At 58.0% G+C, this 14,586-nt stretch carries 12 protein-coding genes, 1 tRNA gene and 1 pseudogene; 8 read left to right on the top strand and 6 right to left on the bottom strand.

Translation table 11 applies throughout. The features are described from left to right. Nucleotides 1-28 precede the first annotated feature (28 nt). The 4 genes from AC2FFH_RS05670 (at nucleotide 29) to AC2FFH_RS05655 (ending at nucleotide 4,857) form a co-directional block, all read left to right on the top strand. Nucleotides 29-1,144, top strand: a complete 1,116-nt coding sequence (locus AC2FFH_RS05670; RefSeq protein WP_496843945.1) for an NUDIX domain-containing protein — start codon at nucleotides 29-31, stop codon at nucleotides 1,142-1,144. A gap of 69 nt (nucleotides 1,145-1,213) precedes the next feature. Next, nucleotides 1,214-2,248, top strand: a complete 1,035-nt coding sequence (locus tag AC2FFH_RS05665; RefSeq protein WP_496766554.1) for a cysteine synthase A — start codon at nucleotides 1,214-1,216, stop codon at nucleotides 2,246-2,248. Then, entirely contained in the window at nucleotides 2,248-4,677 is a 2,430-nt protein-coding gene (locus AC2FFH_RS05660) for a DUF3772 domain-containing protein (RefSeq protein WP_496766552.1), read from the top strand. The genes AC2FFH_RS05665 and AC2FFH_RS05660 overlap by 1 nt, the downstream gene beginning before the upstream one ends. A 90-nt stretch (nucleotides 4,678-4,767) precedes the next feature. Further along, a tRNA-Ser gene (locus AC2FFH_RS05655) sits at nucleotides 4,768-4,857 on the top strand. Between the two features lie 46 nt (nucleotides 4,858-4,903). On the opposite strand, the pseudogene AC2FFH_RS05650 reads toward AC2FFH_RS05655, so the two are convergent. Next, nucleotides 4,904-5,906, bottom strand: a pseudogene (locus AC2FFH_RS05650) (AbrB family transcriptional regulator). 106 nt (nucleotides 5,907-6,012) lie between these two features. On the opposite strand from AC2FFH_RS05650, the gene AC2FFH_RS05645 reads away from it, so the two are divergent. Continuing rightward, nucleotides 6,013-6,723 (top strand): GntR family transcriptional regulator, encoded by a 711-nt coding sequence (locus AC2FFH_RS05645; protein ID WP_496844047.1) that lies wholly within the window; start codon nucleotides 6,013-6,015, stop codon nucleotides 6,721-6,723. Between the two features lie 129 nt (nucleotides 6,724-6,852). On the opposite strand, the gene AC2FFH_RS05640 is transcribed toward AC2FFH_RS05645, so the two are convergent. After that, complete coding sequence (locus AC2FFH_RS05640) at nucleotides 6,853-7,743, bottom strand: LysR family transcriptional regulator (RefSeq protein ID WP_496843944.1); 891 nt, start codon at nucleotides 7,741-7,743, stop codon at nucleotides 6,853-6,855. 94 nt (nucleotides 7,744-7,837) lie between these two features. Between AC2FFH_RS05640 and AC2FFH_RS05635 the strand changes: the two genes are divergently transcribed. Genes AC2FFH_RS05635 through AC2FFH_RS05625 form a run of 3 tightly spaced genes read left to right on the top strand, consistent with a single transcriptional unit; the run spans nucleotide 7,838 to nucleotide 9,485 of the window. Then, the gene (locus tag AC2FFH_RS05635) at nucleotides 7,838-8,179 is read left to right on the top strand and encodes a hypothetical protein (protein ID WP_496843943.1); all 342 of its coding nucleotides are present in this window, start codon (nucleotides 7,838-7,840) and stop codon (nucleotides 8,177-8,179) included. Nucleotides 8,180-8,182: 3 nt separating this feature from the next. After that, the gene (locus AC2FFH_RS05630) at nucleotides 8,183-8,437 is read left to right on the top strand and encodes a hypothetical protein (RefSeq protein ID WP_496843941.1); all 255 of its coding nucleotides are present in this window, start codon (nucleotides 8,183-8,185) and stop codon (nucleotides 8,435-8,437) included. 43 nt (nucleotides 8,438-8,480) lie between these two features. Continuing rightward, a complete protein-coding gene (locus AC2FFH_RS05625) occupies nucleotides 8,481-9,485 on the top strand; it encodes a GlxA family transcriptional regulator (protein ID WP_496843940.1) in 1,005 nt (334 codons plus the stop codon). A gap of 7 nt (nucleotides 9,486-9,492) precedes the next feature. Here the strand turns inward: AC2FFH_RS05625 and AC2FFH_RS05620 are convergent, their stop codons facing one another. Genes AC2FFH_RS05620 through AC2FFH_RS05605 form a run of 4 tightly spaced genes read right to left on the bottom strand, consistent with a single transcriptional unit; the run spans nucleotide 9,493 to nucleotide 14,539 of the window. Then, entirely contained in the window at nucleotides 9,493-10,053 is a 561-nt protein-coding gene (locus AC2FFH_RS05620; protein ID WP_496738636.1) for a sarcosine oxidase subunit gamma, read from the bottom strand. Then, complete coding sequence (locus AC2FFH_RS05615; RefSeq protein WP_496843939.1) at nucleotides 10,046-12,991, bottom strand: sarcosine oxidase subunit alpha family protein; 2,946 nt, start codon at nucleotides 12,989-12,991, stop codon at nucleotides 10,046-10,048. The genes AC2FFH_RS05620 and AC2FFH_RS05615 overlap by 8 nt, the downstream gene beginning before the upstream one ends. Continuing rightward, on the bottom strand, nucleotides 12,988-13,275 hold the full coding sequence (locus AC2FFH_RS05610; RefSeq protein WP_496776588.1) for a sarcosine oxidase subunit delta: 288 nt from the start codon (nucleotides 13,273-13,275) through the stop codon (nucleotides 12,988-12,990). Before AC2FFH_RS05610 ends, AC2FFH_RS05615 begins: the two co-directional genes overlap by 4 nt. Before the next feature lie 13 nt (nucleotides 13,276-13,288). Beyond that, a complete protein-coding gene (locus tag AC2FFH_RS05605) occupies nucleotides 13,289-14,539 on the bottom strand; it encodes a sarcosine oxidase subunit beta family protein (RefSeq protein ID WP_496722509.1) in 1,251 nt (416 codons plus the stop codon). Nucleotides 14,540-14,586 lie beyond the last annotated feature (47 nt).

The raw sequence follows: 14,586 nt of genomic DNA, 5'->3' as shown, positions 1-14,586 counted from the left end.
ACAACTTAAAGTACGAAAGAACCCAACAGTGTCAGATCTGTTCTTTTATGGCACGCTGCGGCACTTGCCATTGCTGGAGCTTGTCTTGGGACGTCCAGCGTCCAAACTTGAATTTGCCCAAGCCACGCTGAAAGATCATGCAGTCCATAGCGTGCAGGATCAGGCCTTTCCCATGATTGTTCACGAGGAAGGCAGTTTGGCCAAAGGGTTATTGCTCCGCGGATTGAGTGAGGAAGATCAGAACCGTTTGGTCTTCTACGAAGGTGGCTTTGATTACGACCTGCGCGCGCAGACAGTCGATTTGGCCGACGGATCAAATGCGCAAGCCCTTGTTTTCTATCCGGAGCCGGGGCTTTGGAATCGCGGCAGCCTTTGGTCCCTGCAGGGTTGGTTGGAAGAGTGGGGCGCGATGACAATGCTCGCCGCGCAAGAGGTTATGGCGTATTACGGCAAGGTCGATGCGGGACAGATTGCGCGCAGCTTTCCGTCGATCCGGACGCGTGCATGGGCGAAGCTGGCTGCGCGTCAACGTACGACAGGCGATGCACGAGACACCGCCAATGACGTCATCGTGCACGACCGTAATCCGGCATATGTCAATTATTTCGGGATGGAAGAAGTCGCGTTACAGCATCGCCAGTACGATGGCTCAATGGGCAAAGTGCTGAACCGCAGTAGCCTGTTGCAGGGCAACGCCGTGATCGTCCTGCCATATGACCCCGCGCGGGACACGGTGCTGTTGGTCGAACAATTCAGGGCACCGATCTTTCTGGCTGAGGATCCTGAACCCTGGATGTGGGAGCCAGTTGCTGGAATGATCGACCCAGGCGAAACGCCGGAACAGGCGGCCCTGCGCGAGGCCGAAGAAGAAGCCCAGATTGCGCTGAACCGGTTGGAATATGCAGGCGGCGCGTATTCCTCCAGCGGGTCATCGACCGAATATCTATACCTTTATGTAGGGCTGGCTGATCTGACCAAGACCATCGAAGATGGTGGGTTGGCCACGGAAGGTGAAGATATCCGAACCCAGATTCTGCCTTTCAGCGATTTCATGGACAGGGTCGACAGCCATGGGTTCAAGGATTTGCCGCTTTTGGCGGTAGCCCATTGGCTTGCACGTCACCGTGAGCGCCTGCGCGGATGATTTTCGCCGCTTGTGGTCATCGCGCACCACAGGTAAATCTGCGTTGATCCGAAATGAAATGAGGGCGCCATGCGCATTGCACGAGACCTTGCCGACGCAGTCGGAAAAACCCCGCTGATCCGCCTGCGTCGTATCAGCGAAGAGACCGGGTGCGAGATTCTCGGCAAGGCCGAATTCATGAACCCCGGCCAGTCGGTCAAGGATCGTGCGGCGCTTTACATCATCCGCGATGCAATCGCGCGCGGTGACCTGAAACCGGGTGGCACCATTGTCGAAGGTACGGCGGGGAATACCGGCATCGGCCTTGCACTTGTCGGGGCGTCCATGGGGTTCAAGACGGTCATCGTGATCCCCGAAACGCAGTCCGAAGAGAAAAAGGACATGCTGCGACTGGCAGGTGCTCAGTTGGTTCAGGTTCCGGCCGCACCGTATCGCAACCCCAACAATTTTGTGCATTACTCGCGCCGTCTGGCCGAAGAACTGGCGCAGACCGAGCCCAATGGCGCGATCTGGGCCAACCAGTTCGACAATGTGGCGAACCGTCAGGCGCATGTGGAAACGACCGGTCCCGAAATCTGGGAACAGACCGATGGCAAAGTTGACGGGTTCGTCTGTGCCGTGGGGTCGGGCGGTACATTGGCGGGCGTGGCCGATGCGTTGCAGCCCAAAGGCGTCAAGATCGGTCTGGTCGATCCGATGGGGGCTGGGCTGTATTCGTATTACACCACCGGCGAAATCGCGATGGAGGGCGGCTCGATCGCCGAAGGCATCGGTCAGGTGCGTATCACCAAGAACCTTGAGGGGTTCAAACCTGACTTTGCTTATCAGATGACGGACAACGAGGCGCTGCCTTACATCTTTGATCTGCTGCGCGATGAAGGCCTGGTCATGGGCGGTTCAACCGCCATTAACATGGCTGGTGCGGTACGTCTGGCCAAAGATCTGGGTCCGGGCCACACCGTCGTGACCATCCTGTGTGACTATGGCACCCGCTATCAGTCCAAGCTGTTCAACCCGGACTTCCTGCGTGAAAAGGAATTGCCTGTCCCGGACTGGATGACCGAAGCTCCGCGCAGCATCCCCGGCGTTTTTGAGGACGTGTGATGCTGCGGCAGGTTCGCCTGTTTCTGACCCTTGTCGCAGTATGTATTGCGATGCTGTGCGGCCCCGCTGCCGCGCAGCTTACAGATCGTCAAAGCGAATATTATCAGGGCTGGGTCAAAACGGCGGACCGTGCCGAGACGGTGATCGAGGCCGATCGCGCGTCGAACGCGTCGCTCGAAAACCTGCGCGCCGAGATCAACGAATACCGGGACGATTTCAACCGGGCACGCGGTGCAAACACCGAACGTATCCAGACGCTTGAAAATCAGATCAAGGCTCTTGGTGCAGCGCCCGAAGGCGACGCGATCGAACCGGAAGACATTGCCACACTACGAAAGCACCTAGACGAGCAGCTGAACAGTTTGCGCGTCCCGCAGATCATCTCGGAAGAGGCATTCAGCCGGGCCAATGGCCTTATATCCGAGATAGACAAACTATTGCGGGACCGTCAGGCGAAAGAACTTTTAGAGCGCGGACCGTCGCCCCTGAACCCCACCCATTGGCGGCCTGCTTGGGTTGATGTGAACGAAGCTGCGCAAGCGTTGTTCAACGAAGCGCTGCGGAACCTGAGAACTGACGTCGTTCATGAACGTTTGCGTTCCCGTGGCCTGGGTATTCTGGCGTTGGTTTTCGTCGCCGGCGTGCTGTTGTTTTACGGCAAGCGGTGGTCGGAAGCCGCTGGTGCGCGTTTGCGAGCCCTGGGGGGGCAGGGAAGTGGCGTATGGACGTTCCTGACCTCGTTGCTGCGCATTATCCTCCCTTGGTTCGGTGTCTGGCTTCTGGTTCAGGCGGTCGTGATGACAGGCGTTCTGGGGCTGCGCGGAACGTTGTTGATGGAGAACGTGCCGTATTGGGCGGCGATCATCCTGTTTTATGACTGGATTGGTCGACAGGTTTATGTGCTGCAAGCGGCGCAGGGGTTCAGAAAACTGTCCCGCCAGAAAGTCACTGAGTTACGCGTCTACCTCGACCTTCTTGCGGGGCTCATGATCCTGCATGAACTGGTGAACCTGTTCGATCAGATCGAAAATATTTCGGATGCGACGCGCGCTGTCGTCGTCTTTCCGGTCATCGTCGCAACAGCTTTGATTCTACTGCGCGTCCGTCGCGTCCGCAGTGTTGATGTCCCGGTCGATGCAGATGAGCCGTCTGCAACGGCCCGCGCTGCTGGGTTCAGCCAACTGGTCGAGTTCATTCGACGCGCTTTGTTCTTCCTGGGGATCGCCAGCCCGATATTGGCAATGCTGGGGTATACGAATGCGGCTGAGGCAATCGTTTTCCCCGCTGTGCGTTCGTTGGTTCTGATTGCCGCGCTGGTCATAGTTCAGCGCTTCCTGACGTCTGTTTACGGATGGCTCGGCGGGCATGGCGAAAAGGCCAAGGATTCGCTGTTTTCGGTTCTCATCGGCTTTGCAATGGCCATTCTGGCCATGCCAGTCCTCGCGCTTTATTGGGGCGCGCGTAAAACCGACCTGCTAGAGGTCTGGTCGCGCCTGCTGCAGGGGTTCGATATCGGCGGCGTAACGATCGCGCCCAGCAACTTCTTTACCTTCCTTGTCATTTTTGCCGTCGGTTATGGCCTTACCCGGATGCTGCAAAGCGGGCTGCGCAATTCGCTGCTGCCAAAGACCAGTATTGATCCCGGCGGACAAAACGCGATTGTTTCGGGCACCGGGTATGTCGGTATTTTCCTGGCCGCGCTGGTTGCGATAACGATTGCCGGTTTCAACCTGTCATCGCTGGCTATTGTTGCCGGTGCGTTGTCAGTCGGGATCGGCTTTGGTCTGCAGACCATCGTGTCGAATTTTGTGTCGGGCATTATCCTTTTGGTCGAACGCCCAATCTCGAAAGGGGATTGGATCGACGTGAATGGGATGATGGGGTACGTCCGTGATATTTCCGTCCGGTCCACGCGGATCGAGACGTTTGACCGCACGGATGTGATCGTTCCGAACTCGGACCTGATCAGCGGCGTTGTCACGAACTATACACGCGGCAATACGATCGGGCGGGTGATTGTACCGGTCGGCGTCGCCTATGGTACTGATACCCGAATGGTGGAGAAGATTCTGGGCGAAATCGCGAATTCACACCCGATGGTTCTGGCGAATCCAGCGCCCAGTGTGGTGTTCCAGGGGTTTGGCGCAGATTCGCTGGACTTTGAAATCCGGGCCATCCTGCGCGATGTGAACTGGGTGCTTTCAGTCAAATCCGACATGAACCACGAGATCAACCAGCGCTTTGTCGAAGAGGGGATCGAAATCCCGTTTGCACAGCGCGATCTCTGGTTGCGTAACCCCGAGGTGTTGCAGGGCAGCGAAGCCCAACCCAGCAAGAACACCGACGAAATACCGTCCGCAGAGCCATCCACAAATCCCGTCGAGATGACCGAGGGCGATTTGGCTGATGGTGACGGCGACGAGATTTAAACGCCTTTGCAAGGCTTTCGATTTCAGGTGAAATTTCACCTCAATGGGGCCTTGCAAATCCCTCGGCGATAGTTCAAATAACGCCGGCACGGAGAGGTGGCCGAGTGGTCGAAGGCGCACGCCTGGAAAGTGTGTAGGCGGGAGACCGTCTCCAGGGTTCGAATCCCTGTCTCTCCGCCACAATCCCCTATCAACATTTATCCAGCCGCGTTTTTACGTGAATCCGTCAATCCCTGGATTTCGACCAGCGCAGAAGTAGGTTGGCCGCGATTGGCGCGCCGATGATCACGACGACAATGCGCGCCAGGTGGTGTGTGACCACATAGCCCAGATCCGCCCCTGATACGATGGCCAGCACTGTCATCTCTGCCTGACCGCCCGGTGCAAAAGCTAGAAAGGCTTCGACCGGATGGCCCAGCCCCAGCGTGGTGACCACTGCCGTGAAAGCAGCGGCCAGAACGGCCAGCAAGATCACATAGGTGAACCCAGCCGCCACGACGCGTGTGAGTTCCGACCACGTGATGCCGACGAACTTGACGCCGATCCCACAGCCGATGAAGAATTGGGCGAACAGGATCGCCTCGCGCGGGGGGGCGGGTATGGATGAAATCCCCAAGCGATAAGGCCGCTGTCAGGATTAATGGTCCAAGAATCGAGGCACCGAAAAGCCCGATCTTCTCTCCACCTTTCCAGCCGACAAAAACTGCGACCGCCATGAGTATCAGTTCATGCAAGGGTAGGGCCGAGGCAGGTTCGCCCAACGGGTTGGTCAGTTCGGCACCTTAAAACAAAGTCAGGAACAAAGGGGCAAGGGTGACGATAATCAATACGCGCGTCCCGTGGATCAGAGACAGGGTTCGCGGATTGGCACCGGCCTCGGCTCCAAAGATAACCATGTCCTGAAAGCCGCCCGGCATGGCCGCAAAAAACGCAGTTTTGTCGTCAAAGCCCCAGAATTTACGAAAGAACGGCACACCAACCATTGCAATCAGCAGGATAAATACCGGTATCAGCAAAAGGGACGCCGCCATCTTTGGAAGTTCCGCGAACAGGCTGGGTGTGATCGACGCCCCGACCGCGACGCCAAGAATGGTTCTGGACGTGACCGAGATTTGCCCGAAATCTCGCATGGGTGCGTGTGCCAAAGCGGCAATCAAACACGCTGACATCGGCCCGAACAGAAAGGGCAGCGGCAGGTTCAACGCCCAAAAAACTGCAGTTCCCAACATAGCCAAAGTCAGCGTGACTTACCGTTGCAACAGCGGGGACAAATGAAGGCTTGAAGCGGTCAAGGATAGTGTCCGATTTCGTTGAATAAGATGTGTATCCAAATGTATACAAAGATATCCAATATGCAAGATTGAGATTGATGAAACTCAAGAAGATCCTTATCAGACCGGCCCGCAGGGGAGTTCCGCTTATCAGCGTTTGCTGGATGAAATTCGCGAGGGCGTTTTGTTGCCAGGTGACAGGCTCAGAGAGATCGAGCTGTCCGAAAGACTGGGTGTCAGCCGAACACCTGTGCGCGAAGCGATACGGCAACTCGAAGCGGATGGGTTGGTTACGCATGTCCCTAGGCTGGGCGCAACGGTTCGCAGCCTGAGCTATTCGGAAGTCATGGAGCTGTACGAAATGCGCGCCGTACTTGAGGGCACGGCGGCACGTTTGGCGGCACGCTCGGCTTCGGATGTGGAGCCGGACGAACTGAATGTCCTGAACAATCGCCTTGCCGAGGCTGGCACCGGTCCGGTGGCCGCCCAGTTGAACCGTATTTTCCATGCTACACTATTGGATGCCGCCAAAAACCGCTTTCTCACAAAGTCGATGCTATCGCTGCAAAAGGCGCTGTTGATATTGGGCCCGTCCCAAATGCTGGACGGTCAGCGCGCAGACGATGCCGCGGATGAGCATCGCCGTGTGATGGAAGCCTTGCAGGCTCGTGACGGCGACGCAGCCGAGCTGGCGATGCGCGCCCATGTTCATGCGGCCCAGCGGATGCGTATCCGCGCTTTGCAGAAACGGGACCGCGCAATTGATCAGACCTGATCTGAGGAGTTGATCGTCCTACCTCTTGGTCCTAGGCTCTTTCGCCAAACCACTCCTCCCATCCGCAGAAGTCGACGGAAAATCCGGCCATCGTGGAGGTCGTTGTTTAGGCTTTTCCGGTACAAACACTCAGCTGACCACTTTCAAAGGGTTGGGGCCTTCAACCTCGCGGCTGATCTCTTGAACCAGCGCCATCGCGGCAGGGTTTCGGCGCTTAACATGCATCCGCGCGACAAAAATGATCGCCGGGGGATCGGGGAACACGCCTTTGATCACCTCTATGTCCGGTGTGACATGCATTCCATTCAACAGGGCGACGCCCAAACCGGACCGCACGGCCGACTGAATGCCAGTGGCGCTTGGGCACTCTAATACGTTGTTGAAGCGGTGCCCTTGCAGCTGCCCATCTCCGAAGCCCCATTTTCGATAGAAGCACTGGCTGTCGAAGGACAGAAAGGGAACAGGTGCTGTCGTATCCAGTTGGAAATCCGGTGATTTTACCCAGTGCAGAGTGTCCTCGAACAGGATCAGGTCATCTGGCCGCGCATCGTGCCGAAAGATTTGCATGACGGCGACATCCAACTCTCCGGCCTTCAACCACTCTTGCACGTTCATACTTTGACTGGTGCGTGTTCGGACCTGAACGTCCGGATAAAGCCGTGTGAAACGACCCAATATGCGAGCGATGTCGCTGGTGGCCGTGTCCTCGGTCATACCCAGCCGGAGTGCGCCGGCCAAAGGTTTCTTGCCCAAGCTGGCAAGCGCCTCATCGTGCAGGGAACAAATTCGGCGGGCATAATCGCACAGGCGCAGACCAGTATCCGTGAACAGAGGGCCACCGGGTCGGCGCGCCAGCAGATCGCAGTCCAGTGCTTGCTCTAACCGTCTGATTTTGTGGCTGACTGCCGATTGCGACAGCGCCAGATGCTCGGCCGCGCGCGTCACGCCGCCGTGGGATGCGATGGCCAGAAGGGCACGCAGGGCGTCAATTTCCAATCGGTCGGTCAATTGCATATCCATGACAAATTTGGATTGAAGTATGAATATCATTCATTTGCGTCACATACCAGTGTTGAACTACTGGTCAGGAAATCCAAAGCTCAGGAGCATTCGCATGCCGCATCTCGTCCCGGACCACACAGTGATCAAAACCCCGCGGATGGTCCCCGGAACCCATGGGGAAGGCGATCCGGTGGATTTGATCCACAGCACATTATCTTACATCCATCGCGGCGTGCCGCCTGTACGGGCAGCGGCGGGCAACAGGGTACACTTGTTCGATCTGGCGTGTCTTGGTCAGTTTGAACGACCTTGGATTCCGGCGCTTAAAGGTTCGGTCACCGATCAGGTTCCCGTCGTTCACAAGCTGCTGGAAAACTGCGGTCATTTCCCGATTGGAGATCACCCCGAACAGACACCCACGCCGCTTATCAATCTCTTACCGAGAAAAGTCTGAGCCATGACAGATCAAACCATAACCCGTGACCAGCGCGGTCTGACGACCGTATTCGAAATCAGCGGATCGGTTCTGGCCATGGCCTATGCCTTGTTGATCGCGTCGAATACGGGGGCCGAGTTATTGGGTTTCACCTTGTTGTTAGTGTCCTCGGGCCTGTTCGCGGCTTGGGCCGTGATTGATCGCCGCTGGACGTTCCTGCTATTGCAAGGGTTCTATGCGGCCTCAGCGATCATTGGGTTGATCCGGTGGGCATGAACTTCGCATAGGGCAGTTGCGGGAATCTTGCTAGAACAGCCTTATGCGCAATGAAGACAGAATCAAAATCGGCTTTTTGCTGTTTGACGGCTTTCCCATGGCTTGCCTGACCTCGGTGATCGAGCCGTTGCGGGCGGCCAATGAAATCGCCGGGCAAGAGGCGTTCTGCTGGTCGCTGCTGTCCGAGCGCCAACAGAAAATACAATCCAGCGCAGGTGTCCGGTTCGAGGCCGAGAAGTCTCTGGCCGACTGCAAGGATATCGACATTTTGTTCCTTCTCAGCAGCCCAACGTCCGGCTTTGACAACACAACCGTTGGCAACGGTGCTCTGCGCAGTCTTGGAAGGCATGGCACCGTATTGGGCGGGATTAGCGGTGGGGTTTTCCCATTGGTCCGGTCCGGGGTGATGGGGGGGCAACCTGTTTCCGTCCATTGGTGCTATGAGGCCGCATTTCTGGCTGAGTTTCCCGAAGTCGACTCGCGTAGCGAGGTGATCGTGAAAACGGCGACACGCTACACCGCAGCCGGTGCCGCTGCCGGGTTCGATCTGGCCCTGCATCTGATTGAAGATCGACTGGGTGGCGAAGTCGCGCACGAGGTTGCCTGTTGGTTTCAACATCCGATGATGCGTGGGGCAGGTGTGCGGCAGCAGGTTCCGACCACGACCGCGCCGGAAACTGGCGACAGCCTGCCGCCGCTGGTGTCGCGCTGTGTCGACCTGTTCGCGGGCCACATGAGCGAACCGATTTCCATCGCAGAGGCCGCACAGCAGATCGGGGTTACGCCGCGCCAGGTGGAACGCGCATTTAAGCAGGCGACAGGCCAAAGCCCCAGCCACTATTATCGCGCCATGCGCATGAAGGCGGCGCGGCAGATGGTTGTCTATACCAAGGACCCGATTGCAGATATCGCCGCTGCGATTGGCTATGGTTCAGTGGCGCCGCTTGTGACGCATTACCGGTCGGCGTTTGGGCTAAGCCCCAGCGAAGATCGCCGTAGGATCAACCGCTTCCGCGTTGAAGGTAATGCGCCGCTGCCGTCAGTCTGACATTGCTTTACAGCGCCGAACGCATTGCAGTGACGATGGCATGATGCAACGATCCGGCGGATGAACGGGGGCCATAAATGCTGAACGCTTCATCTGACCGACAGAGAACAAAGCAGCCAATGTGGTGAATTGAGCAACGGGCGACGCTGCCCGCATCGATATTGCGCAGGTCCAGCATAGATAACAGTTCCAACACAGCCGGAATCTGATCACCGTTCAGGTCGAAACGTGTCCAACCGTCGGTCTGTTCTGTCACCGACGCGGTATCACCCAAAGCGGACTTCACCTGATCAGCAAGCTCTTCGTGCGTGTCAAAAGGCGCCTCGATCATCCACTGATCCGGACCGGCCCAAAAGGCAGTGACAGTGTCACCGGCATGTTGGCCGATACCAGGTGCAGGGGCACCGATCAGTTTCGCCAGGGCTTTGCTGGCTTTGGTTTCCTGTCCCATCCGCGCGGCGACGGATGCCAGTGCGACGCCCGGAACTTCCCGGCACGTAACCCCGCCAACAGTGTCGACCTGCGGTTCGGACCCGCCCAATGCGGTTATTGCAACTAGATCATGCACGCAGACGCTCTCCTTCGGGGTCAACGAAATGGGCCGATACGATTTCGACCTCGACGGTCAGATCGGTCAATGGGGACACGAGGCGCATTTTCTCGCCCATCCGGTTTGCACCATCCTTCAAAAGACCCAGCCCGATATTGCTGTTCAGAATAGGCGAATATGCAGCCGAAGTGACATAGCCCTGATCGTGCGCGGCATCCACCGGGCCGGTCGTGTTCATCAAATGGCCACCAGCGGTGACTTTTTCTTCGGGCGATACCGGTTTGATCCCGACCAGCCGCAGGACATCCGGTTCTACCAAGGCCTCTCGTTCGGACAGGGTCGATCCGATGCTGTCTTTCTTTTTCGACACCATCTTACCCAATCCAAGATTCAATGCGGTTGTGGTGCCATTCAACTCGTTGCCGGCGGCGTGGCCCTTTTCGATCCGCATTACGCCCAGCGCTTCGGTGCCGTAGGGGACCACGTCAAATTCTTCGCCGTCGGCCATCAAGCGTCGCATCAGGGCGTCGCCATAGCGTGAGGGCACCGCGATTTCGAACGCCAACTCTCCCGAGAAGGAGATCCGGAACAGCCGCGCGCGCAACCCGCCGCAGACCGTAATGTTGCCACAGCCCATGAACGGGAATGCGTCGTTCGAGATGTCGAATTCAGGGTCGACGATCTTTTGCAGCAGCTTGCGCGAATTGGGACCAGCGACAGCATATTGCGCCCAGGAATCCGTGGTCGAGATCAGCTGCACATCCATATCCGGGAACAGGCATTGGCGCACAAATTCCATGTGACGATAGACATTTACCGCGTTGGCCGTGGTCGTTGTGACGACAAAATGATCCTCGGCCAGACGCGCGGCGGTGCCATCGTCCATCACCATGCCGTCTTCGCGAAGCATCAGGCCATAGCGGGTTTTTCCCACGGGAAGCTTGGCGAAACCGTTCGCGTAGACGCGGTTCAGGAAATCAGCCGCGTCCGCGCCCTGCACGTCGATTTTTCCCAGTGTCGTACAGTCGCACACCCCGACGGACGCGCGGGTCTGGCGCACTTCACGATCCACTGATTCACGCCAATGAGTCTCACCCGGAAGGGGGAACCACTGCGCGCGCAGCCAGTTGCCGACCTCGACAAACACAGCGCCCTTCTCCTTGGCCCAGTAATGCGAGGGCGTCAGGCGCGAGGGGTGGAATTCTTGTCCCTTCATCCGACCGGCGAAGGTACTGATCGGAACGGGCGTGTAGGGCGGGCGGAAAATGGTTGTCCCTGTTTCGGGGATCGATTTTCCGGCCACCTCGGCCATGATCGCCAATGCGCTGATGTTCGAGGTCTTGCCCTGATCAGTCGCCATGCCCAGCGTGGTATAGCGTTTCAAGTGTTCAACTGACCGAAACCCTTCCTGATAGCTGAGTTTGACGTCCTTGACGGTCACGTCGTTTTGCTGGTCCAGCCATGCGCGTTTGCAGCCTTCGACATACCAGAACGGTTTCTGCGCGAGTGGTGTATCCTCGGCCTCGGGCAAGTCAGGCTGAGCAAAGCCCAACTCCAACGCTGCCGCAGCAGCCTCGGCACCGGATTGCAATGCGCCGTGGGTGGACATCGCCCCGTTCGCCGCACCCGCCACCGATAGCCCCACCGGCAGATTTGAACCGGGCACAAAAGCGGCCAGATCGTCGTTCCAGACCGGACGCCCGCGCTGATGGCAGGTCAGGTGCACATTCGGGTTCCATCCACCCGAGACGCCCAGCGCGCCGCATTCCAGCGTGCGGGTCGAGCCGTCGGGCAGGGCAACTTCGACAAAGGTCAAACCAAGACGCCCCTTGGAATTCACAACCTGAGCGCCACTCAAGACTTCGTAATCGTAGTTGACCGGAGCATCTTCACGGACATCGATAACGGCGCAAATGTGAACGCCCTTGGCATGCAAGTCGGCGGCCGTGCGATGACCGTCGTCGTTGTTGGTAAAGATCGCCACACGCTGAGAGGCCGTCACCGCAAACCGGTTGGCGTAGGTCCGCAACGCGCTGGCCATCATGATGCCGGGGCGGTCGTTGTTTTCGAACGCGATGGGCCGTTCAGTCGACCCCGCACACAGCAAGGCCTTCTTGGTGTAAATGCGCCAGAGGATTTGGCGCGGCTTACCGGCGGGCAGGGTGGTCACGTGATCCCCTGTGCGTTCTACAGCGCCATAGATGCCGTGGTCGAAGGCGCCGATGACAGTGGTTCTGGCCATCAGCCGGACGTTGGGCAAGGATGCCAGTTCCGCGACGGCCTGCGCTGCCCAATCGCTAGCGCTTTGATCGCCAACTGAGAATGTCTCGCTGTTCAGACGTCCGCCGAACCGAAAATCCTCATCAGCCAGAATAACGTCCGCACCCGCGCGTCCTGCGGTCAGGGCTGCCATCAAGCCCGATGGGCCCGCGCCAATGATCAGCAGATCGCAATGGCGGAACCCCTTGTCGTATTCGTCGGGGTCGGCCTCCATTGAGAGTGATCCAAGGCCAGCGGCGCGGCGAATGATCGGCTCATAGACTTTTTCCCAAAAAGCTGCCGGCCACATGAATGTCTTGTAGTAGAAACCGGCGGACAAGAAGTTCGAAAACAGATCGTTCACGCCCAAAGCGTCGAATTTCAGGCTGGGCCAACGGTTCTGCGATTGCGCCTCAAGACCGTCAAACATCTCGATCGTGGTGGCGCGCGTATTGGGTTCCTGCCGGTTGCCAGAGCGCAGCTCGACAATGCCGTTGGGTTCCTCGGACCCGGCGGTCAGCAGGCCGCGCGGGCGGTGATACTTGAACGAGCGTCCGATCAGCCGTACGTCATTGGCCAGCAAAGCCGAAGCCAGCGTATCGCCGGGATGGGCGGTATAGTTGTGGTTGTCGAACCGGAAATTCACAGTGGTATTGCGGTCGATCTGACCGCCGCTCAGCCTGTTGTTCTGGGTCATTTGGATCGCCCCCGCGCACGGGCCACGTCGCGGGCCAGTTCTACCTTGGAAATCTCATGTGTGGTGGTGTCGCGGGTAACGACCAGCCACGACCGGTCGCCAGCCTCGTGATACCACAGTTCTTGATGCTCGCCTGCGGGGTTGTCGCGCAAGTAGCCGTATTCATAGAACGCGTCCGCCGCGTTATCGGCCTGCCAATCAGGACGGTTGATCAGTGACGCGTCACCCAGATAGGTGAATTCAGATGCGTCGCGCGGGCCCAGAAGGGGATGGTTGATAATCATTCTCGTGCTCCCCTCAATGCAGGTTGGGCTGATTGCCCACGCCTTTTTCGTCGATCATCCGGCCCGTGCGGAACCGGTCGAGACGATAGGCTGTGGCGGTAGAGTGCGGTTCGTCCTTCGCCAACAGATGCGCAAAACAGTAACCGGACGCCGGGGTCGCCTTGAACCCGCCGTAACACCATCCGCCGTTGAAATAGAGACCCTCGACCGGCGTGCGGTCGATTATGGGTGAGCCATCCATCGACATGTCCATAACACCACCCCACATGCGCAGCAGGCGGGCACGCCCGATCATCGGCATCAATGAGACGCCGCCTTCGCAGACATCTTCGACCACCGGCAGGTTCCCGCGTTGCGCATAGGTGTTGTAACCATCGATGTCGCCGCCAAAGACCAACCCGCCTTTGTCGGACTGGCTGACATAGAAATGTCCGGCCCCATAGGTGATGACGCTGGGCAGAACGGGCTTCAGACCTTCGGACACAAAGGCCTGCAGCACGTGGCTTTCGATCGGCAGGCGCATGCCCGCCATGCCCATCACCCGGCCCGAGTTTCCGGCAACAGCGCAGCCGACTTTGTTAGCCCCGATAAAGCCCTTTGAGGTCTCAACACCGAGGCATTTGCCGTTCTCGATACGCAGACCAGTGACTTCGCAATTCTGGATGATGTCGACACCGTGGCTGTCCGCGGACCGGGCAAAGCCCCAGGCCACCGCATCATGGCGCGCGGTGCCGCCCCGCCGCTGGGCCAGACCGCCTTTGATCGGGAAACGCGCATCGTCGAAATTCAGATAGGGGTGTTCTTTGCGTACCTGATCAGCATCCAGCAATTCGGCATCTGCACCGTGCAGGATCATCGCATTGCCGCGCCGCGTATAAGCGTCGCGCTGACCATCCGTGTGGAACAGGTTGAGTATTCCGCGCTGGCTCATCATGGCGTTGTAGTTCAGGTCTTGTTCAAGCCCTTCCCACAGTTTCATCGAGAATTCATAAAACGGCTCATTCCCGTCCAGCATGTAGTTCGAGCGAACGATCGTCGTGTTCCGCCCGACATTGCCTCCGCCGATCCAGCCCTTTTCGACAACCGCGACATTGCGATGACCGTAGACCTTGGACAGATAATGGGCAGTTGCCAGCCCATGACCACCACCGCCTATGACGATAATGTCGTAATGAGCTTTGGGTTCGGGGTCACGCCAGACCGGTTTCCACCCTTTGTGGCCGGTAAGCGCCTCTTTGATGACTCGAAAGCCTGAATATCGCATGAATCGGACCTTTTTTGCCAGAATTCACTATTTTCCTGCTCAGCGAT

This window comes from Ruegeria sp. YTSC003 (genome assembly GCF_059609785.1).
Note: the sequence above shows the minus strand (reverse complement) of the source record. Positions and strands in the feature narration are given on the sequence as shown.

Excerpts from the sequence above, each read along its gene's own strand:
- AC2FFH_RS05640 (WP_496843944.1), bottom strand. The coding sequence starts at position 7,743 with ATGGATATGCAATTGACCGACCGATTGGAAATTGACGCCCTGCGTGCC.
- AC2FFH_RS05625 (WP_496843940.1), top strand. The coding sequence starts at position 8,481 with ATGCGCAATGAAGACAGAATCAAAATCGGCTTTTTGCTGTTTGACGGC.
- AC2FFH_RS05665 (WP_496766554.1), top strand. The coding sequence starts at position 1,214 with ATGCGCATTGCACGAGACCTTGCCGACGCAGTCGGAAAAACCCCGCTG.
- AC2FFH_RS05610 (WP_496776588.1), bottom strand. The coding sequence starts at position 13,275 with ATGATTATCAACCATCCCCTTCTGGGCCCGCGCGACGCATCTGAATTC.
- AC2FFH_RS05660 (WP_496766552.1), top strand. The coding sequence starts at position 2,248 with ATGCTGCGGCAGGTTCGCCTGTTTCTGACCCTTGTCGCAGTATGTATT.
- AC2FFH_RS05635 (WP_496843943.1), top strand. The coding sequence starts at position 7,838 with ATGCCGCATCTCGTCCCGGACCACACAGTGATCAAAACCCCGCGGATG.
- AC2FFH_RS05615 (WP_496843939.1), bottom strand. The coding sequence starts at position 12,991 with ATGACCCAGAACAACAGGCTGAGCGGCGGTCAGATCGACCGCAATACC.
- AC2FFH_RS05630 (WP_496843941.1), top strand. The coding sequence starts at position 8,183 with ATGACAGATCAAACCATAACCCGTGACCAGCGCGGTCTGACGACCGTA.
- AC2FFH_RS05605 (WP_496722509.1), bottom strand. The coding sequence starts at position 14,539 with ATGCGATATTCAGGCTTTCGAGTCATCAAAGAGGCGCTTACCGGCCAC.